At 71.5% G+C, this 18,730-nt stretch carries 18 protein-coding genes; 7 read left to right on the forward strand and 11 right to left on the reverse strand.

The genetic code is table 11. The annotated features are described in order from the left end of the window. The first annotated feature begins 19 nt into the window (after positions 1 to 19). Positions 20 to 430 carry a VOC family protein gene (locus ACFQ7F_RS05230; protein WP_383266320.1) on the forward strand — a complete coding sequence of 137 codons (411 nt, stop codon included), beginning with the start codon at positions 20 to 22 and terminating at the stop codon, positions 428 to 430. Positions 431 to 502: 72 nt separating this feature from the next. Here the strand turns inward: ACFQ7F_RS05230 and ACFQ7F_RS05235 are convergent, their stop codons facing one another. Next, positions 503 to 1,354: an alpha/beta fold hydrolase gene (locus ACFQ7F_RS05235; protein WP_383266425.1), complete on the reverse strand. Its 852-nt coding sequence runs from the start codon at positions 1,352 to 1,354 to the stop codon at positions 503 to 505. A 182-nt stretch (positions 1,355 to 1,536) separates the two neighbouring features. Between ACFQ7F_RS05235 and sigJ the strand changes: the two genes are divergently transcribed. Then, entirely contained in the window at positions 1,537 to 2,427 is an 891-nt protein-coding gene (sigJ, locus tag ACFQ7F_RS05240) for an RNA polymerase sigma factor SigJ (protein WP_383266323.1), read from the forward strand. A 243-nt stretch (positions 2,428 to 2,670) separates the two neighbouring features. After that, complete coding sequence (locus ACFQ7F_RS05245) at positions 2,671 to 3,432, forward strand: GntR family transcriptional regulator (protein WP_383266325.1); 762 nt, start codon at positions 2,671 to 2,673, stop codon at positions 3,430 to 3,432. Between the two features lie 64 nt (positions 3,433 to 3,496). On the opposite strand, the gene ACFQ7F_RS05250 is transcribed toward ACFQ7F_RS05245, so the two are convergent. The 3 genes from ACFQ7F_RS05250 to ACFQ7F_RS05260 form a co-directional block, all read right to left on the reverse strand. Further along, positions 3,497 to 4,654 carry an ROK family transcriptional regulator gene (locus tag ACFQ7F_RS05250; protein WP_383266328.1) on the reverse strand — a complete coding sequence of 386 codons (1,158 nt, stop codon included), beginning with the start codon at positions 4,652 to 4,654 and terminating at the stop codon, positions 3,497 to 3,499. Between the two features lie 130 nt (positions 4,655 to 4,784). Continuing rightward, on the reverse strand, positions 4,785 to 5,447 hold the full coding sequence (locus ACFQ7F_RS05255) for a response regulator (protein ID WP_383266330.1): 663 nt from the start codon (positions 5,445 to 5,447) through the stop codon (positions 4,785 to 4,787). Positions 5,448 to 5,475: 28 nt separating this feature from the next. Beyond that, complete coding sequence (locus ACFQ7F_RS05260) at positions 5,476 to 6,696, reverse strand: sensor histidine kinase (RefSeq protein ID WP_383266333.1); 1,221 nt, start codon at positions 6,694 to 6,696, stop codon at positions 5,476 to 5,478. A 108-nt stretch (positions 6,697 to 6,804) separates the two neighbouring features. Between ACFQ7F_RS05260 and ACFQ7F_RS05265 the strand changes: the two genes are divergently transcribed. The 3 genes from ACFQ7F_RS05265 (at position 6,805) to ACFQ7F_RS05275 (ending at position 9,018) form a co-directional block, all read left to right on the forward strand. Further along, positions 6,805 to 7,737, forward strand: a complete 933-nt coding sequence (locus ACFQ7F_RS05265) for an ABC transporter ATP-binding protein (protein WP_383266335.1) — start codon at positions 6,805 to 6,807, stop codon at positions 7,735 to 7,737. 2 nt (positions 7,738 to 7,739) lie between these two features. After that, positions 7,740 to 8,477, forward strand: a complete 738-nt coding sequence (locus tag ACFQ7F_RS05270; RefSeq protein ID WP_383266337.1) for an ABC transporter permease — start codon at positions 7,740 to 7,742, stop codon at positions 8,475 to 8,477. Positions 8,478 to 8,553: 76 nt separating this feature from the next. Next, positions 8,554 to 9,018, forward strand: coding sequence for a hypothetical protein (locus tag ACFQ7F_RS05275; protein ID WP_383266339.1), 465 nt, complete (start codon positions 8,554 to 8,556; stop codon positions 9,016 to 9,018). On the opposite strand, the gene ACFQ7F_RS05280 is transcribed toward ACFQ7F_RS05275, so the two are convergent. The 7 genes from ACFQ7F_RS05280 to ACFQ7F_RS05310 all read right to left on the reverse strand — a co-directional run bounded on the left by ACFQ7F_RS05280 (position 8,996) and on the right by ACFQ7F_RS05310 (position 17,967). Next, positions 8,996 to 9,541, reverse strand: coding sequence for a GNAT family N-acetyltransferase (locus tag ACFQ7F_RS05280; protein WP_383266342.1), 546 nt, complete (start codon positions 9,539 to 9,541; stop codon positions 8,996 to 8,998). The genes ACFQ7F_RS05275 and ACFQ7F_RS05280 overlap by 23 nt on opposite strands. Further along, entirely contained in the window at positions 9,532 to 10,611 is a 1,080-nt protein-coding gene (locus ACFQ7F_RS05285) for an enoyl-CoA hydratase/isomerase family protein (protein WP_383266344.1), read from the reverse strand. The genes ACFQ7F_RS05280 and ACFQ7F_RS05285 overlap by 10 nt, the downstream gene beginning before the upstream one ends. A gap of 217 nt (positions 10,612 to 10,828) precedes the next feature. Further along, entirely contained in the window at positions 10,829 to 12,094 is a 1,266-nt protein-coding gene (locus ACFQ7F_RS05290) for an alpha/beta hydrolase family protein (protein ID WP_383266346.1), read from the reverse strand. A 108-nt stretch (positions 12,095 to 12,202) separates the two neighbouring features. Continuing rightward, the gene (gene meaB, locus ACFQ7F_RS05295; RefSeq protein ID WP_383266349.1) at positions 12,203 to 13,219 is read right to left on the reverse strand and encodes a methylmalonyl Co-A mutase-associated GTPase MeaB; all 1,017 of its coding nucleotides are present in this window, start codon (positions 13,217 to 13,219) and stop codon (positions 12,203 to 12,205) included. 2 nt (positions 13,220 to 13,221) lie between these two features. After that, entirely contained in the window at positions 13,222 to 15,423 is a 2,202-nt protein-coding gene (gene scpA / locus ACFQ7F_RS05300; RefSeq protein ID WP_383266353.1) for a methylmalonyl-CoA mutase, read from the reverse strand. Continuing rightward, positions 15,423 to 17,273, reverse strand: coding sequence for a methylmalonyl-CoA mutase small subunit (gene mutA, locus ACFQ7F_RS05305; protein ID WP_383266356.1), 1,851 nt, complete (start codon positions 17,271 to 17,273; stop codon positions 15,423 to 15,425). The genes scpA and mutA overlap by 1 nt, the downstream gene beginning before the upstream one ends. Before the next feature lie 142 nt (positions 17,274 to 17,415). Continuing rightward, a complete protein-coding gene (locus tag ACFQ7F_RS05310; protein ID WP_383266358.1) occupies positions 17,416 to 17,967 on the reverse strand; it encodes a hypothetical protein in 552 nt (183 codons plus the stop codon). Positions 17,968 to 18,294: 327 nt separating this feature from the next. On the opposite strand from ACFQ7F_RS05310, the gene ACFQ7F_RS05315 reads away from it, so the two are divergent. Continuing rightward, positions 18,295 to 18,699, forward strand: coding sequence for an SAV_915 family protein (locus tag ACFQ7F_RS05315; protein WP_383266360.1), 405 nt, complete (start codon positions 18,295 to 18,297; stop codon positions 18,697 to 18,699). The last annotated feature ends 31 nt before the right edge of the window (positions 18,700 to 18,730 follow it).

Below are 18,730 nucleotides of genomic sequence, written 5' to 3' on the forward strand. Positions count from 1 at the left end.
CGTCACAAGGGGGAGCACTATGCCTGTCAACGGTCGGAGCCACATCCGCGTCGCCCGCCCGTCCCGCGACCTCGCGGCGGCGGAGCGTTTCTGGGTGAGCGGCCTCGGTCTGGACGTCGTATGGAGGTCGCAGGGTGGCGCCGCTCCTGGTGAGCACGACCTGCTCATGGCCGGCTGGCCGGACGCCTCTTGGCACCTCGAACTGGTCCACGAGGCGGACAAGCCGGTCCTGCCCCGCCCCACGGAGGAGGACCTGCTCGTCATCTATCTCGACGAGCCCGTACCCGACGACCTGGTCGCCCGCCTCGAAGCGCACGGCGGCACACGCGTCCAGTCGCCCAACCCGTACTGGAACGAGTGGGGCGTCACCGTCGAGGACCCCGACGGCTACCGCCTGGTGCTCTGCACGCGCGCGTGGTCCAACTCCTGAGCCGCCCCGGCGAGTAGCCGAACCCCTTCGGCGATTCTGGCGGGCGTCAGGTGGATGTAACCGCGTGGTCGCTCAGGCTGTAGCGGCAGGCGCGCGGCGGCACGTGTCGAGGACGACGCGCGAGACGAGCGCGGGATCGTCGTTCATCGGGACGTGCCCGCACCCGGGAAGGCGCACCAGACGGGCCTCGGGGACGGCGTGCTTCGCGCGGATGCCCTGGCGGCGCAGCAGGATCCGGTCACGTGCGCCCCACGCGACGGTGACCGCGAGGCCGGGCACGTCGTCGCTGAAGAGCACGTCACGCCCTGCGGCGAGGGTCTGCTCGAACCCCGTCGCCTCGCGCAGCGCGAGCGTCTCGGCGACGACCGCCTCGGGTGAGCGCCGCCCGGGGTGGGCGTAGATGGTGCTGGTGAGAGCCGCACGCCCGGCGGCGTTCCGCGAGAGCCGCTCGATCAACGGCAGCGGAAGGAGCCGCGCCCCGTGCCGCATCGCGAGCAGCGTGTTGAACGCGTAGCGCCGCTCCCCGGGCGTCCAGAAGCCCGCGGGGGACAGGGCGGTGACCGAGCGCACGAGCTTCTCCCGGCCGAGTTCCAGGGCGAGCAGGCCGCCGAGGGAGTTGCCCGCCACGTGCGGACGCTCGATCTCAAGGGCCTCGCACAGCGCGCCGAGCACGGAGACCACCGTCGAGATGTCGTAGGCAAGCCCTTCGGGGAGCGCGGGGGACTCCCCGAAGCCCGGCAGGTCCACGGCTGTCACGTCGTACTCGGCGGCCAGAATGCCGAACACCGGGTCCCAGGCCTGACGGTGGTGGCCGATGCCGTGCAGGAGGAGCAGCGGCTCACCCGCCCCCGCGCGTTCGTACGCGAGCGACATCGTTCGCGGACCGCCGGGCGATTCGACGCTGAAGGACACCTCTGCGGCCATTGCTGCTCCAGTCCCCGCCGCGTGGCGACGGTCCTCAGACACCTTAGACACCTTGTCAGCAACAATTACCGCTCAGTAGCCTTCAGTTCAAGAGGGTGTGCGGGGCGGCCTCCGGACCGGTGTGGGGCGTGACGCACCCGCTTCGCCTGGACAGCGGGTGATCCGTCGGCTGGGATGGAGGAGTGGAGACCGACACCGCGACCGACGTCTTCGAAGAGCACAGGGCCGTCCTGATGGGCGTGGCCTACCGCATGCTCGGCCGGGTGGCCGACGCGGAGGACGTCGTGCAGGAGTCCTGGCTGCGCTGGTCGGCGGCCGACCAGGCGCAAGTGCGCGAACCGCGCGCCTACTTGGTGCGCGTCACCACGCGGCTCGCCATCGACCGGCTGCGCCACGTGCAGTCACGACGCGAGTCCTACGTAGGCCCATGGCTGCCCGAGCCACTTGTCACCGACTACGGGCCGACCGTCCCCGACACCGCCGAGCAGGCCGTGCTCGCCGACTCCGTTTCCCTCGCGGTCCTGGTCGTCCTGGAGTCGTTGTCGCCCCTGGAGCGGGCGGTGTTCGTGCTGCGGGAGGCCTTCGGGTTCCCGTTCTCGGACATCGCCCTCACGCTGGACCGCGGCGAGCCCGCCGTGCGGCAGCTCGCGGCGCGGGCCCGCAAGCACGTCGACGAGGGAAAGCCGCGCTACGAAGTGGATCCCGGCGCGCGCCGCGACCTGACCGAGCGGTTCCTCGCCGCGGCCACCAGTGGTGACCTGGACGGTCTGATGTCCCTGCTCGCCCCGGACGTGCGCCTTGTCGGCGACAGCGGCGGCAAGGCCAAGGCGCCGCTGCGCGCCATCGAGACGGCCGACAAGGTGGGCCGCTTCCTCATCGGCGCGGCCCGCGGAGGCGTACCGCGGGGAGCGGAGCTCGGCGCCCGGTTCCTGGAGATCAACGGCGCCGACTCCATGCTGTTCCTGGTCGACGGCAAGCCGGACTCCCTCTTCCAACTGGACGTCGTCGACGGGCAGATCAGAAACGTATACATCATCCGCAACCCGGACAAGCTGACCGGGTTCGCCTCCTAGACCGCAGATGGCAGACCCCCGTCCACGCAGGGCGGGGGTTCTGTCTTGTTCGCTACGTGCGCGTGGACCGACGCCAACAACACGTGAATGCTCTGTGGCATCGTCCCTGTGCGGGCTGTAACGGATCGAGGATTGGTCTTGACCAAGGTTGGGTGCCGCTCTATCGTCGCAGAGATAGTGCAAGGACCTTTAATAAACAAGGCGCTGAAAAGCCGCCGGCACACGGCGATTGCGGAGGACAGGGTGGGGACCACGCAGCTGGAAGCGGCACCGGAGCCGAAGTACTGGCACCTCAAGACCGTGCTCAGCGAGGCACTCGATTCAGAGTTCGCCGTCGGCGAGATCCTGCCCAACGAGCGTGATCTCGCGGCCCGCTTCGGCGTGGCCCGCGCCACGCTCCGTCAGGCACTCGAGCAGCTGGAGCTGGAAGGCAGGCTGCAGCGCCGCCGCGGGGTCGGCACGACCGTCGCGCCGCCGCGGATGGGCGTGGCCGTCGGATCCGAGCACGGCACATGGCCCGGCGAGGTCGGCGACGCGTGGCAGCCCGTCGACTGCGCACCGGCGCAACCGCCCGCCGAGGTGGCCCGCATGCTGGCGGCCAAGCCCGACGAGCAGGTGCACGTGGTGCGCCGTACACGCGTCTCGCACGGCCAGCCCGTGGCCGCCGAGCTGCTGTACGTGGCGACGTCGTCCGTCACCGAGCTCTCCGCGATCGACGCTCCCTCCGGAGCCTCACGCGCGCGTGGCGTGCTGCGCGAGCTGCACCGGCTCGGCCTCGAGGGACAGGACCGTGCCGTCGAGCTCGGCTCGGCCCGCGCGGACGACGCCAAGGCGCTCGACCGGCTGCCCGGAGCCCCGGTCCTCGTCGTGACGACCCGCTTCTTCGCCGAGGGACGCACCGTCGCGGTCTCCGTGGCGACGTATCGCGCCGACACCTGCCGCCTCACGTTCGGTGACGCGGTCGGCGTCGAGATCCACCACGGCCCGGAGCGCCAGGCCTCCTGACGCTCGCGTTCTGATACCTGCGTCCTGATACCCGCGTTCTGATATCCGTGTCCGGCCCGGCGCCTCAGCGCCGGGCCGTCACCGTTCCCTCGACCGCGAACAGCTGCTCCTCGACATGGTCGAGGGCAAGACGCAGCGCGCCCGTCGCGATGGCGGCTTCGCCGAGCATCGACAGGGCCACCCGGGGCGGCCGCAGGCAGTAACGGGCCAACTCGCGGCGCAGCGGCTCAAGGACGCCGTCCAGACCGGCCGCCCAGCCGCCCACGACGACCAGCTCGGGGTCCAGGGCGAGGACCAGCGCCGCCACGTCGTGCACCAGGCGCTGAATGAACCGCTCGACGGCCTGCTGCGCCCGCTCGTCGCCCTCGCGCGCGTGGGCGAACACCTCCGCCACCGCCTGCTCGTCCAGCGGGTGCAGCGGCTCGTCCGTCGTCGAAAGGAGCGTCTCGGGTGTCACGTCACGGCCAAGCAGATGCAGGGCGCCGATCTCCCCTGCGGCGCCGCCGTAGCCACGGTGCAGGCGTCCGCCGATCAGCGCCCCGGCCCCCGGGCTGAGCCCCGCGAGGACCATCACCACGTCGTCGGAGTCGGTCGCGGCGCCCTTCCAGTGCTCGGCCACGGCCGCCGTGTTCGCGTCGTTCTCCACCAGGACCGGGCACTTGAAGGACCTGCGCAGGCGCTCGCCGAGCGGCAGACCCGTCCACTCCGGCAGCGCGGTCCCGAGCCGGACCGTGCCGTCCGCCTCCACGATGCCGGGGCTGCCGACGCCGACCGCGCGCAGTGAGCTGCGGGCGACCCCGCCACGGCGCAGCAGATCGGCGACCGCCGTGCGAAGGCGCTCGATGCGTTCGTCGGCCGGTGCCGTCTCGGACACGTCCTTGGCCGCCGTGCCGAGCACCCGGCCGTCGAGGTCCGAGAGGACGGCGGCCACCCGGTGCGGCCCGATCTCCAGACCGAGCAGATGTCCCGCCTCGGCCCGGAAGCGGAACCTCCGGGCGGGCCGTCCCTGGCGTCTGGCCGCGCCCTCCTCGGCGGCGGTCTCCACCACGAGTCCGGCCTCGATGAGCCCCTCGACCACGCCCTCGACGGTCGGCCTTGAGAGCCCGGTCACCCGGGTGACCTCGGTGAGTGTCGCGAAGTCCGCCCCACGCAGAGCGTGCAGCACCACAGCGGAGTTGATCCGCCGCAGCAGAGAGGGATCCCCGCCGGTCAGCCGCCCCAACGTCCGTCCTCCCAGCTCGTGCGCATGATGGGCGGATCGTACTCGCAGCGGCCGACCACTGCGAGTGCCGGGCCCACCTGTGACGGAAAGTGCCGATCGGCGGTGCTCACCCCGGTGCTCATCCCGGTGCTCACCCCGGTGCGACGAAACCGGATTCGTACGCGGCGATGACCGCCTGCGTCCGGTCGCGTGCCCCCAGCTTCCCGAGAACGGAACTCACATGGGATTTGACCGTCTCGGCACCGACGATCAGCTCCGTCGCGATCTCCGCGTTCGACAGACCGCGCGTCATGAGGCGCAGTACGTCCGCCTCGCGCTCGGTGAGCGCGGCGCGGTCCAGGGCGGCCCTGGCCTCCGTGTTGCCGGGCCGCCGTCCGTACTCGCCCGCCAGCTGCCGTACCGCCGCGGGGAACAACAGCGACTCGCCCTCCGCCACGAGACGGACGGCGTTCACGATCTCGGTGGGACGGGCCCGCTTGAGCAGGAAACCGTCGGCACCGGCGCGCAGAGCCTCGTACACGTACTCGTCGTTCTCGAAGGTCGTCACGACGAGGATCTTCGGTGGGTCCTGCACGGTGCGCAGGACGGCGCGCGTGGCCTCGATGCCGTCGAGGAGCGGCATGCGTACGTCCATGGCGACCACGTCGGGCCGCAGTTGCCGCACGAGCGGAATCACCGCGGCCCCGTCGGCCGCCTCGCCCACCACCTCGATGTCGGGCTGCGCCTCGAGGACGGCGCGCAATCCGGCGCGTACGAGCGGTTCGTCGTCGACGAGAAGGACAGTGACCGGCATCCGGTCAGCGTAGATCACCCCCGGGGGGTCACCCCAGGGGCAGCTCGACGTGCACCTGCCACTCGCCTTCACGCGGGCCCGTGGTGGCCCGGCCGCCCAGCAGCGTGGCCCGTTCCCGGATGCCGCGCAGGCCGCTGCCGCCGCGACCGGTGTTCTCCCCGCCAGGGGACAGTGCGTTGCGTACGTCGATCTCCAGGGCCGTCTCGTGAACCGTGACCCGCACCTGTACCGGAACCGGCCCGGCGTGGCGCAGCACGTTCGTGAGGGCCTCCTGGAGCATGCGGTAGGCCTCGCGGGTGACCGGGCCCGGCAGACGCTCCACGGGGCCCGTCACCTCCGTGTCGACCTTCGCCCCCGAAGCCCGCGCGGAATCCAGGAGTTGGGCGGCCTCGGCGAGGGTGGGACGGCGGCTCGCGGGCTGCCCGTCCGTGCGCAGCACCCGCAGGACACGCTCCAGGTCCTCCAGGGCGGCCCTGCCGGTCTCTTCGATCGCGCCCAGTGCGCGGGTGGTGAACTCCGGGTCGGCGGCGGCCCTGGCGGCCCCCGCCTGAACCACGGCGACGGTCAGCGCGTGCCCTATGGAGTCGTGCAGTTCCCGCGCGATCCGGTTGCGTTCGAGGAGTTGCTCCGTGCGCTCCTCCAGGGCGGCGAGGCGCTCCTTGGGGGAGGGGCCGAGGAGATGCCGGGCGGCCGAGGTCATCAGCCGGCCCGCAACCACCATGATCCCCAGGAGCACCAGGACCGGGACCGGAACGAGCAGCGCGTTCGCCGGGTTCGGTCCCGGCAGGGGGAAGAGCACCCCGGGTTCCTGTCGGGAATCCGACGACGCCGCTCCCACCAGGGCCAGTGCGGTCCCGAGGAACTGCACCGTGACGAAGCCCGCCGCGAAGCCGGCCTCCAGGCGAAGCACGGCCCACAGCGCCGTCCTGCCCCGCTCGCGCCACGACGCTGAGGGAGCCACGGAGATGCCGGAGTCCTCGTCGCCGCCGCGCACGCGCGCGTGCTGCCCCGGAAACAGCATCAGCCGCGCCTGCAGCCCCTCCGCCCTGCGCAGGAACGGCAGCAGCAGGGCGGCCGCCGCCACCAGCGGGATCGGCTGAAGCGCGATCTGCACCCACTCGGCGGTTGAGAGGGTGCTGAGCCCTGGCGTGATGAACGCGCCCATCAAGGGGATGGCCGAGCCGATGAGCAGATGCAGCCAACGCGTATAGGTCACCGCCTGCGTGAGCGGCCGAAGGAAGCGGGGCATCACGCCATCGTGCCAGCAGGGCAAGCCTGCCCGGCTCCCCCGTGAGGGGGAGACGAAGCCCCCGGCCGGGGGAAGCCCCGACACCCGCCCGGCCGCGAGTCTGGACCCATGACCAGCATCGACGTCCAAGACCTCACCAAGGAGTACGGCACCACCCGCGCGGTGGACGGACTGACCTTCACCGTCCGCCCGGGGAAGGTCACCGGGTTCCTCGGCCCCAACGGCGCCGGCAAGTCCACCACCATGCGACTCGTCCTCGGCCTCGACCGGCCCACTTCGGGCACCGCGACCGTGGGCGGTCGGCCCTATGCGGCCATCGACGAACCCCTGCGCCACGTGGGAGCCCTGCTCGACGCCCAGGCCGCGCACGGATCGCGTACCGCACGCAACCACCTCCTCGCCCTCGCCGTCAGCAACCGCATCCCCGCCCGGCGCGTGGACGAGGTACTCGAAGAGGCCGGACTCGCCACGGTGGCGGGGCGCCGGATCAAGACGTTCTCGCTCGGCATGCGTCAACGCCTGGGCATCGCGGGGGCACTGCTCGGCGACCCGCGCGTCGTCATGCTGGACGAGCCGTCCAACGGCCTCGACCCCGAAGGCATCATCTGGATCCGCGAACTGATGCGGCGCCTCGCCCGTGAGGGCCGGACGGTCCTCGTGTCCAGCCATCTCATGAACGAGACGGCCACGTTCGCCGACCACCTGGTGGTCCTCGGCCGCGGCAAGCTCCTCGCGGACACCTCGATGCCGGACTTCATCGCTGCGCACAGCAGCCCGCGCGTCCGGCTGCGCACCCCGGAGAGCGACCGGCTGCGAGACCTCCTGACGGACAAGGGGTACGTGATGACCGCGGGGGACGACGGCCGCTGGACGGTGGACGGCGCGAAGGCCGAGGAGATCGGGTCCATCGCCGCCGGTCACGGCATTCCTCTCCTCGAACTCTCCGACGAGCAGGCCTCCTTGGAGCAGGCCTACCTCGCCCTCACGGCCGACGAGACCGAGTTCGCCGCCGCCACTTCGTTGCCCCGCCAGGAGGCCTGACCATGTCGACACCCGCCGTGCTCCACTCGGAGTGGATCAAGATCAAGTCGGTGCGCGCCAGCCTCGGTTCACTGATCGCCGTCTTCGTGGCCACCCTCGCCATCACCGTGCTCGCGTTCGCCGCGGTCGGCACGGCGGAGGCGGACAACGCCGACTTCGAACCGCTCTGGGGCGCCTTCTACGCACTCAACTTCGGCCAGATCGCCGCCATCAGCTTCGGTACGACGGCGATGTCATCCGAGTACCTGAACGGCGCGCTGCGCATCTCGCTCTCCGCGGTGCCGCGCAGAGGGCTCTTCTACGGCTCCAAGGTCGCAGTGGTGGGCGCCCTGGCGCTCGGCGTGGGGCTCCTCACCAGCTTCGTGGGCTTCCTGGCCGGTCAGGCCTTCATGGGGGACTACGCCATCGGCCTCGGCCATGACGGTGCCGTCCGGGCGTGCGTCGGCGGTGGCATCTACCTCGCGCTCATGGCGTTGCTCGCCGCGGGCCTGACCATGCTGCTGCGCAGCGGGGTCGCCGTACTGAGCATCCTCATCCCGTTCACGCTCATCGTGTCCTTCGTGGTCGGGGACGTGGCGAGCGGCGTCGCGGAGTTCCTGCCGGACAAGGCGGGACAGCAGGTGCTGCACGAGAACCCGACGGGAACGCTCGGCCCCTGGGCGGGACTTGCCGTCCTGGCGGCGTGGGCGGCTGCCGCGCTGCTCGCGGGCTGGTGGGCGGTGCGGCGGCGCGACGCGTGAGGCACGATGTCCGGATGGTGACGCCGGGAGCCTGACGGCGGGACAGTTGTCAGTGGCGACCGGTTTACTGGATGTCATGAGTACCGCACAGCATCTCGCCGCGATCGACCTGCTGCGCTCACGGGAGTTCCCCGCCGAGCACGGCTGGTCGAACGGCGGCGTCGGCGGTCCGGGGTATCACATCGCCGAGTTACTGACGAGTGGCGACTTCTGGGAGGACGACGGCACGGAGTGGGAAGCGACCGAGGAGCAGTACGAGGCCGAGCGTGACGGCCTGACGGTCCTGCTCGCCGAACGCTGGGGAGCGCCGCAGATATTCAGCCTGGCGAGCCTCTTCGAGCGGTCATCGGGCGATGAGTACGGCGGCGAGAGCGATGCGGGCGAGGACATACCGGAGCCGTGGGGCTCGCTGAGCTCCTCGGTGCCGGACCTTCATCTGTGGCGGGTCGATGGCCGGTGGATCGCTCTCGGGGTCTCCCAGTGGGACAGGGAACTGCCCTTCCAGCTGCTCGCCGTCGTCACGGAGACAGATCCGCCGTAGCGGAGGCGTCGAGAGAGTGGATGCGCAGGGCACGGCCGCAGTGAGGGTCGAAGGTGCCTCGCTCCACCCGCATGCCGAGCTTGTTCATGATGCGTTCCGAAGCGTCGTTGCCGACCTGGACGATGCTGACGATCCGCTCCAGACCACGGTCGGTGAGGCCGAAGTCGAGGGCGGCACGTGCCGCCTCGGTGGCCAGGCCCTGTCCCCAGAAGGAACGGCCGAGGCGCCAGCCGATCTCCACCGCGGGCATCACCTCGGGGAGGTAGTGCGGCACGGAAAGCCCGGTGAACCCGGCGAGTTCACCGGTGGCACGGACCTCCACCGCGAAGAGCCCGAAGCCCTCGGTCTCCCACCCGTGCTCCCACCTCGCCATGGTGGACCGGGTCTGCTCTTCCCCGTCATGGGCGGAGCCGTCGCCGATCCACCGCATCACCTCGGGGTCGGAGTTGATGAGGGTCATGGGGGCGACGTCCGCATCGCGCCAGCGCCGCAGGACGAGGCGGGGCGTCTGGATCAGGGGCACCGTGGGTCCGCCTCGGGGGCCAGTCCGAGCTCGTCGCCGGCGCGCGGCGCGAAGTGGCGGGCCACGTCCGCGTCGGTCACCTGCGCGAGCTCGGCGGGGGACCATTGCGGGTCGCGGTCCTTGTCGACCACCTGGGCGCGGACGCCCTCGACCAGGTCAGGTGCGCCGATCGCGGTGGCCGATACGCGGTACTCCTGGTCGAGTACCTGCTCGAGTGTGGCCAGGGCGCGGGCCCGGCGCAGGGAGGCGAGGGTGACCTTCAGAGAGGTCGGCGACTTGCCGAGGATGGTCTCGGCCGTCTCCTTCGCCGCCCGGTCCCCTGAGTCGTACAGCCGGTCGACGATCTCCTCCACGGAGTCGGCGGCGTAGCAGGCGTCGATCCACTCGCGGTGGGCGGCGAGTTCGCCCTCGGGTGCTGCGGTGGCGTACCGCGCGACGACCTCGTCCACCTCGGCGTCGGCCAGCGCGGCGGTGAACTCCGGAAGCCGCTCCGAGGGCACGTAGTGGTCGGCGAGGCCGCACAGCAGCGCGTCGCCCGCGCCCACGGCCGAGCCGGTCAGCGCGAGGTGGGTGCCCAGTTCGCCGGGCGTCCGCGTCAGCAGATACGTACCGCCGACGTCCGGCACGAAGCCGATCCCGGTCTCCGGCATGGCGATCCGGGAGCGCTCGGTGACGATCCGCACGCTGCCGTGCGCGGATACGCCGACCCCGCCGCCCATCACGATGCCGTCCATGACGGCGACGTACGGCTTCGGGAAGCGGGCGATGCGGGCGTTGAGCCGGTACTCGTCACGCCAGAAGGCTACGGACGCGGAGCCGCCGCCCGCCCGCACATCATCGTGGATCGACCGGATGTCGCCCCCGGCGCACAGCCCGCGGGCACCTGCGCCGGTGAGGACGACGGTCTCGATGGCGTCGTCCCGCTCCCAGCCGCTGAGGACGTCGTCCATCAAGCCGACCATGGCGTGGTTGAGGGCGTTGATGGCACGGGGACGGTTGAGAACGATGTGCCCCGCGTGGCCGTGGGTGCGATGGAGGACGGGAGCTTCGTCGGAGTCAGCGGTGGTCATGGGGCAGGTGGCTCCTTCGACGACGGGCGGTTCGGTCGGCCTGGCACGTGAGGGGCTGCGCCCGCACGGGTCGAATCTACGGCGTCGCCGCGCCGGGCGGCGGAGGGGGCCACGGTCCGGGCGGGGCCATCGGCGCCAACAGCGAGCACGGTCTTGCCTTCTCCGAGGTCTGGCTCGTCCTGCCGGATGCCTGGCCCTGACCGAGCGCCCGGTTCCGTCAGGGCGAGTGGAAGGCGACCTCCGGGTTGGCTTTCGAGGGGCCGTCGAGGAGGGGGCGGTGCCGGTCGCGGAGATGCCGGTCGAAGAAGGCCGTGACGTATCCGGTGGTGATCTCCCCCGAGCGTTTGCCGGAGAGCGGGGCCGAGGGGTCGGTCATGCCGAGCTGACCGCCGAGTATCGGCAGGTCGGTGAAGGTGAGATGGCCGGAGTCCGCAACCGTGAGCCAGCGCTTCCAGCCGTACAGGAGGTGCCATTGGCGTGGCCAGGTGACGTCTTCGGCACGGGGGTCGTGCCCCTCGCGGGTACCGAGCATGAGGACGGGGCGGCTGGTGCCGGGGGACGGAACCGGGGCGAAGAACGTGCCGTCCAGGTTGGCGGCGGCGCGGATTCGGCGGTCCGTTCCGGCAGCCACGGTCGCCGCGTTCCCGCCCAGCGAGTGGCCTGCGGCCCCTATCCGCCGAGTGTCGACGAGAGCCGCGTAGTCGGGGTGCCGTCCGCCACCTGGCCGGGATCGTCCGGGCACATCGTCTCCGGTCAACTCGTCGATGACGAAGGAAATGTCCGCTGCGCGGTTCCGTGCGGCCTTGGCCAGCGCCTTCCTCTCCCCGGCGTCACCGTTAGGCGCCTGCTCGACCCTCTCGCACGCGACACAGGTGCGGAGGCGCGAGGGGTCCTTTGTGCCCTTCCTGCCCGGGAATTCCGTTCCGAAGGACTCGTATGCGTGGTCGACGAGGGCGACGATGTAACCGTGGGAAGCCAGGTTCTCCGCGAGTGCGCTGAGGGTGGCACGGTGCAGCGTGAAGCCCGGGGAGAGGACGACGAGCGGGTGCTTGCCCCTGGTGGGCCCGGCGGCGGCGCGGGAGTTCGTGCGGACGGAGGTCAGTTGCTCGGCGTCGTACAACTTGTCCAGTTTCTGCCCCTTCAGCAGAAGTTCGGCCTCCTTGGTCGCCAGGTAGGGCGCACGGCCGCCGTCACCGTCAGCGCGCCGGGCCGGATAAAGGACGGACACCATCAGCTCTCGGGACCCGGCTGAGGGCACCCACGGGTCACGTCGCTCGTCGTCCACGAGGTGGAGGGTGTCCCGTCCGATCTCGTGGGACCCGGAAGGGCGCGGAAGGGAAAGCGCGGCCTCCGACGCCGGCGGGGACGCTTGTCCCGCTGACGACGAGCCGTCGCCCTCGGCGCAGGCCGCGACGGCAGGGGTGAGGAGGGAGAAGGCCAACAGAGCGGTGACGGCGCTGCGCCGTGAGTGGGTTCTGATCATGCCCTGGAGCGTATGAATCGCGGTAAGTGTCCGGCACTGACGAAGGTGCGGAGCAACTCACTACTTTCGTAAGGGATTTCGGGCATCGCTCTGCCGCCCCCCAGCGCCTTAGGCAGTCCCGGCAGCCCCGGAACCCCCGCCCCCCTGAAACGCCTCCAGAATCCGCTCGGCCGCCGTCGTGGCCGTCAACGTGCCCTCGCGCACCCGCTGTTCAAGCTCCGGTGCCAGATCCCGCACGGCCCCGTCCCCCCGCAGCCGGTCAAGGAGTTCGTCCCGCACCATCGTCCACGTCCAGTCGACCTGCTGATCGCGTCGCTTGGCGGCGAGGCGGCCCGTGGAGTCGAGGAGTGAACGGTGCTGTTCCAGGCGGTCCCAGACCTCGTCGAGGCCGCTGGACTCCCGCGCGCTGCAGCTGAGCACCGGCGGTGTCCACGCGGCGTCCGCAGGGTGCATCAGGCGTAGTGCGCCCGCGAGTTCACGTGCCGCCGAGCGCGCGTCACGCTCGTGCGGGCCGTCCGCCTTGTTGATGGCCAGGACGTCCGCGAGTTCGAGGACGCCCTTCTTGATGCCCTGCAGTTGATCGCCGGTGCGGGCCAGGCTCAGCAGCAGGAACGAGTCGACCATGTTCGCGACCGCCGTCTCCGACTGGCCCACGCCCACGGTCTCCACCAGCACGACGTCGTAGCCCGCCGCCTCCATCACCACGATCGACTCACGCGTCGCCTTCGCGACCCCGCCGAGCGTCCCCGCGGTGGGCGATGGACGCACGAACGCCGCCGGGTCCACCGCGAGGCGTTCCATCCTCGTCTTGTCGCCGAGGATCGAGCCGCCCGTCCGGGTGGAGGAAGGATCGACGGCGAGGACCGCCACCCGGTGCCCGAGCCCGGTCAGCATCGTGCCGAGCGCGTCGATGAACGTGGACTTGCCCACGCCGGGCACCCCGCTGATGCCGATCCGCCGCGCCCGCCCGCTGTGCGGAAGCAGCTGCGTCAGCAACTCCTGTGCGAGGGCGCGGTGTTGGGGTCGGGTCGACTCGACGAGCGTGATGGCGCGTGCGATCTGCGCCCGCTTCCCGTCGAGGACGCCCTTGACGTACGCGTCGATGTCGATCCTCGGCGCTGCCATGCTCACAGCTCGTGGCCGAGGTCGGCCGCCAGCCGTTTCACCAGGTCGTACGCGGCGTCCGGGATCACCGTGCCGGGCGGGAAGACGGCCGCCGCGCCCATCTCGAGGAGGGTCGGCACGTCCTGCGGCGGGATCACGCCGCCCACGACGACCATGATGTCCTCACGGCCCTCGGCGGCGAGCTCCGCACGCAGTGCAGGTACGAGGGTGAGGTGCCCGGCGGCGAGCGACGAGACGCCGACGATGTGCACGTCCGCCTCGACCGCCTGGCGCGCGACCTCCGCCGGGGTCTGGAAGAGCGGGCCGACGTCGACGTCGAAGCCGAGGTCGGCGAAGGCGGTGGCGATGACCTTCTGGCCGCGGTCGTGGCCGTCCTGGCCCATCTTGGCGACCAGGATGCGCGGGCGGCGCCCCTCGGCCTCCTCGAAGGACCCGACGAGCGTGCGGGTGCGTTCCACGGACGGGGACGAGCCTGCTTCGGTGCGGTACACACCGGAGATCGTACGGATCTGCCCCGCGTGCCGCCCGTAGGAGGTCTCCAGGGCGTCGGAGATCTCGCCGACCGTCGCCTTCGCACGGGCCGCGTCGACCGCCAGGGCCAGGAGGTTGCCTTCGAGGCCCGGACCGGGTTCCCGTCCGGCAGCCGCGGTCAGCGCCCGCAGCGCGTCCTGGCAGGCCGCCTCGTCGCGCTCCTCGCGAAGACGCTTCAGCTTGGCGATCTGCTGGTTGCGTACGGACGAGTTGTCGACCGCCCGGACGTCGATCTGCTCGTCGGTCTCCACGCGGTACTTGTTGACGCCGATGACGGGCTGGCGCCCCGAGTCGATCCTCGCCTGCGTACGGGCCGCGGCCTCCTCCACGCGCAGCTTCGGGATGCCCGCTTCGATGGCCTGCGCCATGCCGCCCGCCGCCTCGACCTCCTCGATGTGCTGCCAGGCGCGGCGCGCCAGATCGTGCGTCAGCTTCTCGACGTACGCGCTGCCGCCCCACGGGTCGATCGACCGCGTCGTGCCCGACTCCTGCTGGATGAGCAGCTGGGTGTTGCGGGCGATGCGCGCGGAGAAGTCGGTCGGCAGGGCGAGCGCCTCGTCGAGGGCGTTCGTGTGCAGCGACTGGGTGTGGCCCTGCGTCGCCGCCATCGCCTCGACGCACGTACGCGTGACGTTGTTGAACACGTCCTGCGCGGTGAGCGACCAGCCCGAGGTCTGCGAATGGGTGCGCAGGGAGAGCGACTTGGCGTTCTTCGGGTCGAACTGCTTGACCAGCTTCGCCCAGAGGAGGCGCGCCGCACGGAGCTTGGCGACCTCCATGAAGAAGTTCATCCCGATCGCCCAGAAGAAGGAGAGCCGCGGCGCGAACGCGTCGACGTCCAGGCCCGCTTCCTGACCGGCCCGCAGATACTCCACGCCGTCGGCAAGGGTGTACGCCAGCTCCAAGTCGGCCGTCGCGCCCGCCTCTTGGATGTGATAGCCGGAGATCGAGATGGAGTTGTAGCGCGGCATCTTCTGCGAGGTGTACGCGAAGATGTCGGAGATGATCCGCATCGAGGGCTTGGGCGGATAGATGTAGGTGTTGCGGACCATGAACTCTTTGAGGATGTCGTTCTGGATGGTCCCGGCCAGCTTCTCGGGCGCCACGCCCTGTTCCTCGGCGGCCACGATGTACAGCGCGAGTACGGGGAGCACGGCGCCGTTCATCGTCATCGACACCGTCATCTTGTCCAGCGGAATGCCGTCGAAGAGCTGACGCATGTCGTAGATCGAGTCGATCGCGACGCCCGCCATACCGACGTCGCCGGTCACGCGCGGGTGGTCACTGTCGTAGCCGCGGTGGGTCGGCAGGTCGAAGGCGATCGAGAGGCCCTTCTGCCCTGCCGCGAGGTTGCGGCGGTAGAAGGCGTTGGACTCCTCGGCCGTGGAGAACCCCGCGTACTGCCGGATCGTCCAGGGCTGGTTGACGTACATCGTGGGGTAGGGGCCGCGCAGATACGGCGCCACACCCGGATACGTCTGCAGGAAGTCGATGCCTTCCAGGTCGGCGCCGGTGTACAGCGGCTTGACCGCGATGCCCTCCGGGGTCTCCCACAGGAGGTCGTCGTCGGCCTTGCCGGTGGACTCCTTGACGGCGCTTCGCCACTGGTCCTTGGAGGCTTCGGTGGGTGCCTGTGACGTCAGCTCGACGTCGGAGAAGTCGGGGATCCGCATTACGCCACTCCCATGTGGTCGAGGGTGGAGGAGAGCACGGAGACGGTGTCACAGCCCGCGAAGACGTACGCGTCGACGGCGGCGTACTCGGCGGGCCGCCCGGCGAGGAACACCCGCTGCGCGCCCGCCGACTTGAGCGCGTCGGCGACCTCCGCGGCCTGCTCCTCGTAGAGCGCGTCGCTCGAGCAGAGGCACGCCACCGCGGCGCCGCTGGCCTTGAACGCGTCGGCGGCCGTCGTCGCGTCCACCGACACCGGGTCGTGGACCGCCTCGATGCCGCCCGCCTGGAAGAGGTTCGAGGCGAAGGAGGCCCGCGCGGTGTGTGCGGCGGCGGGGCCGAGTGCGGCGAGGAACACCCGGGGGCGGGTCCCCGCCGATGCGAGGTGGGCGTCCGAGCGTGAGCGCAGGATCTCGTACGCCTCGTCGCGGCGTACGCGCGGCAGACCGCCCGACGGCTCGGCGGGCGGGGCCACGCGCTCGACCGGACGCTCCGTCAGGTTGGGGAACTCGCTGACGCCGGTGATCGGTTCGCGCCGCTTGGCCAGCTTCTCGCTGCGCTTGGCCCAGGTGGCGGCGAGACGTTCACCGATCAGACCGGAGCGCAGGGCCGCCGCCTGGCCGCCCGCGCGCTCGATCTCCTGGAAGAACTCCCAGCCCGCGTGGGCGAGTTCGTCCGTGAGCCGCTCCACGTACCAGGAGCCGCCCGCCGGGTCGATCACGCGGGCGAGGTGCGACTCCTCCAGGAGGATCGTCGAGGTGTTGCGGGCGATGCGGCGCGCGAACGCGTCCGGCAGGCCCAGCGAGTGGTCGAAGGGCAGGACGGTCACGGAGTCGGCGCCGCCGACGCCCGCGCCGAGGCAGGCCACCGTCGTCCGCAGCATGTTCACCCACGGATCGCGGCGCGACATCATCACGGGCGAGGTCACGGCGTGCTGGCGCTGGGCCCCCGCGTCCGGGGCGCCGCAGGCCTCGGCCACGCGGGCCCAGAGCCGCCGCGCCGCCCGGAACTTGGCGATGGTCAGGAACTGGTCGGCGGTGGCCGCGTACCGGAACTCCAGCTGGGCGCAGGCCGCTTCGACCGTGAGCCCGGCCTCGGTCAGCTCACGCAGATAAGCGACCGCCGTGGCGAGCGATGCGCCGAGCTCCTGCGCGGCCGAGCCGCCGGCCTCGTGGTACGGCAGGGCGTCGACGGCCAGCGCGCGCAGGTTCGGGTACTCCTGCCCGCACAGCCGGGCCAGTTCGATCGCGGCGGCAGGGTCGAGCCGCCCGCCGGTGCGGGCCTCATGGCCGAGGGGGTCCGCGCCGAGAGTGCCGTGCGCGGTGTCCTTCGGGATGCCCCGCTCCTCGTAGAGCCGGAACAACTCGCGTGCCGCGGGCCCGACTTCGCCGCCCGCGTCCAGGGCGAGGGGTGCCAGGTCGAGAAAGACGCCGTCAAGGGCGCGCTCGATGCCGGACACCGGGAGCGCGCCGGGGCCGACGCCGAGCCAGAGCGAGGTGACGCCGTTCTCCAGGTCCGCGAGGACCGTCTCGTTCGTGCCCGCGGGGTCCGTGGTCGCATGCCGCTGCCGTACGTCCCAGCCCGTCGCGGCGCTGCCCGCGGCGGTGCCGCCCCTGATATAGGGGGCGAAACCCGGGTAACCGGCGTCAGGCGCGGCATCTCGGGCGGTGTACAGGGGGCGGGTCGTGAGCCCGTCCTCGAGCGCGGTGGACAGCGCTTCCTCAGCGGCCGACCCCGATACGTCCTTACCCGATTTGCGCAGTACGCCTTCCACCAGGCGCTGCCACTGCTCATGGGTCGCATCAGGGAACTCGGCGGCCAGGGGAAGCCCGTCGTCAGGCAGGACCGTCATGGGCATGATGCTAGGGCGGAACACCTGGCACTCGGTGCCGACTACGGCTGTGACCTTGGCCTCTTCCAGGCACTCTTGATCTGGAACGAGCGTGCGGCTACGGCGGGGCAGGGGCCGGGCCCCGCCGTGCCCCGATCCGGAGTCACTCCAGGCCAGAGGCCTTGAAAATCCCCTCGGCCGTGTCGCGGTCGATGCGTTCCGCGAGCCGGCTCAGCACGGTCGCCCCGCACAGGAGCGATCCGTCGGCGACAGATGTGCGGGCCCCCTGGGCCACGAGACGCCAGAGCGGCGGATTGACGACGAGCACCTCGGGGTCAAGTACGACCTCGCCGCCGGACGCGTCCCGCAGGACGAGCCGCGGTGCGATGCCGTCGGACCGGCGCACCGCCACGAGATGATCAAGCCGCACCGACCGGACACGGATCGGACCCCGTGAGACCAGGGTCGTGTCGTGCGCCGTCACACGCGGCGGCGTGAGCGCGGCGAACAGCAGCACACCGAGCCCCAGCCAGAGCGGCGCCCGCCAGGGGGTGAGCCCGCCGGTCACCGCGTCCAGCGCGATCAGCAGCCCGAACAGCAGCGCGGCGCAGGCGGCCGCGGAGCGGGCGTCCCCGGCCCAGGTGCGGTCGTGCGTCCACAGGGGTGTCGTGCGGATGCCGGGGGTGGCGAGGGTGCGCCGTGCGGGGCGTGTCATGCGGGGCGTGTCATGCGTCGGGCCATGACGGAGACGCTAGGCACCTCGCGGGGGCGGGATTCCCGCCGCGCCGAACCTTGACGCGGCGCTGACGCGGTGCGCGGTCGCCTTTACGGGGGCTTGACGGGCGGGTCGGGTCAGGCCGCCGTCCGGACGAGGCGCGGCCCCGTCAAGCCCTCGTCAACACGGGCTCGTTCACCGTCAACGTCCCGTCATGGAGGGGCAGGTGGCACCCGGCGCCGGGCATAGCGTCAGGTGAGGCCCCCGGGTTCCTGCCCGGGCCCGGGGGTCACCGTTCACCGAACAGGATCCTCAAGGAGGAACCCCATGGCAGAGCAACAGTGCGCCGAGGACCCCGAGCCCCTCGAACCCGGCCCGGCCGGACCGCTCTTCGTCCCCGTCCGGCCGGGACCCGCGGGCAGCGTCGCCCGCCTGTTCCGCACACCCGTCGGCGCCCGTACCGCCGTCGCCTTCACCACCCCTCAGCGCCTCAGTGCCGCCCTCGGCGCCCGCCAGGCCTGGATCAGGCTCTCGGAACCGGCGCTTCGGGCGCTCACCGAGCCGCTCGGCGTCCACGAAGTCACCGTCGATCCGCGGCTCGCAGCGCACCCCGTCGGCGCACCCAGGAGGCGCACCGCCGCCTGGCGCGAGTGGGACCCGCAGGCGGTCGGCGCGCTGCGCGTCACGGGGGCCGCCGCACTGGTCGGCGCCCTGACCACCTGGATCGGCTGAGGACGCGGAACCGGAAGCGGAACCGCAAGAG

It is taken from the genome of Streptomyces sp. NPDC056486, assembly GCF_042795295.1.
Lineage (GTDB): Bacteria > Actinomycetota > Actinomycetes > Streptomycetales > Streptomycetaceae > Streptomyces.

What these genes read in the sequence shown, in the direction of transcription:
- ACFQ7F_RS05230 (WP_383266320.1), top strand. Translation starts at nt 20, where the DNA reads ATGCCTGTCAACGGTCGGAGCCACATCCGCGTCGCCCGCCCGTCCCGC.
- ACFQ7F_RS05235 (WP_383266425.1), bottom strand. Translation starts at nt 1,354, where the DNA reads ATGGCCGCAGAGGTGTCCTTCAGCGTCGAATCGCCCGGCGGTCCGCGA.
- ACFQ7F_RS05255 (WP_383266330.1), bottom strand. Translation starts at nt 5,447, where the DNA reads ATGCCGGTCACTGTCCTTCTCGTCGACGACGAACCGCTCGTACGCGCC.
- ACFQ7F_RS05260 (WP_383266333.1), bottom strand. Translation starts at nt 6,696, where the DNA reads ATGCCCCGCTTCCTTCGGCCGCTCACGCAGGCGGTGACCTATACGCGT.
- ACFQ7F_RS05265 (WP_383266335.1), top strand. Translation starts at nt 6,805, where the DNA reads ATGACCAGCATCGACGTCCAAGACCTCACCAAGGAGTACGGCACCACC.
- ACFQ7F_RS05270 (WP_383266337.1), top strand. Translation starts at nt 7,740, where the DNA reads ATGTCGACACCCGCCGTGCTCCACTCGGAGTGGATCAAGATCAAGTCG.
- ACFQ7F_RS05275 (WP_383266339.1), top strand. Translation starts at nt 8,554, where the DNA reads ATGAGTACCGCACAGCATCTCGCCGCGATCGACCTGCTGCGCTCACGG.
- ACFQ7F_RS05285 (WP_383266344.1), bottom strand. Translation starts at nt 10,611, where the DNA reads ATGACCACCGCTGACTCCGACGAAGCTCCCGTCCTCCATCGCACCCAC.
- ACFQ7F_RS05290 (WP_383266346.1), bottom strand. Translation starts at nt 12,094, where the DNA reads ATGATCAGAACCCACTCACGGCGCAGCGCCGTCACCGCTCTGTTGGCC.
- meaB (WP_383266349.1), bottom strand. Translation starts at nt 13,219, where the DNA reads ATGGCAGCGCCGAGGATCGACATCGACGCGTACGTCAAGGGCGTCCTC.
- scpA (WP_383266353.1), bottom strand. Translation starts at nt 15,423, where the DNA reads ATGCGGATCCCCGACTTCTCCGACGTCGAGCTGACGTCACAGGCACCC.
- mutA (WP_383266356.1), bottom strand. Translation starts at nt 17,273, where the DNA reads ATGACGGTCCTGCCTGACGACGGGCTTCCCCTGGCCGCCGAGTTCCCT.
- ACFQ7F_RS05310 (WP_383266358.1), bottom strand. Translation starts at nt 17,967, where the DNA reads ATGACACGCCCCGCACGGCGCACCCTCGCCACCCCCGGCATCCGCACG.
- ACFQ7F_RS05315 (WP_383266360.1), top strand. Translation starts at nt 18,295, where the DNA reads ATGGCAGAGCAACAGTGCGCCGAGGACCCCGAGCCCCTCGAACCCGGC.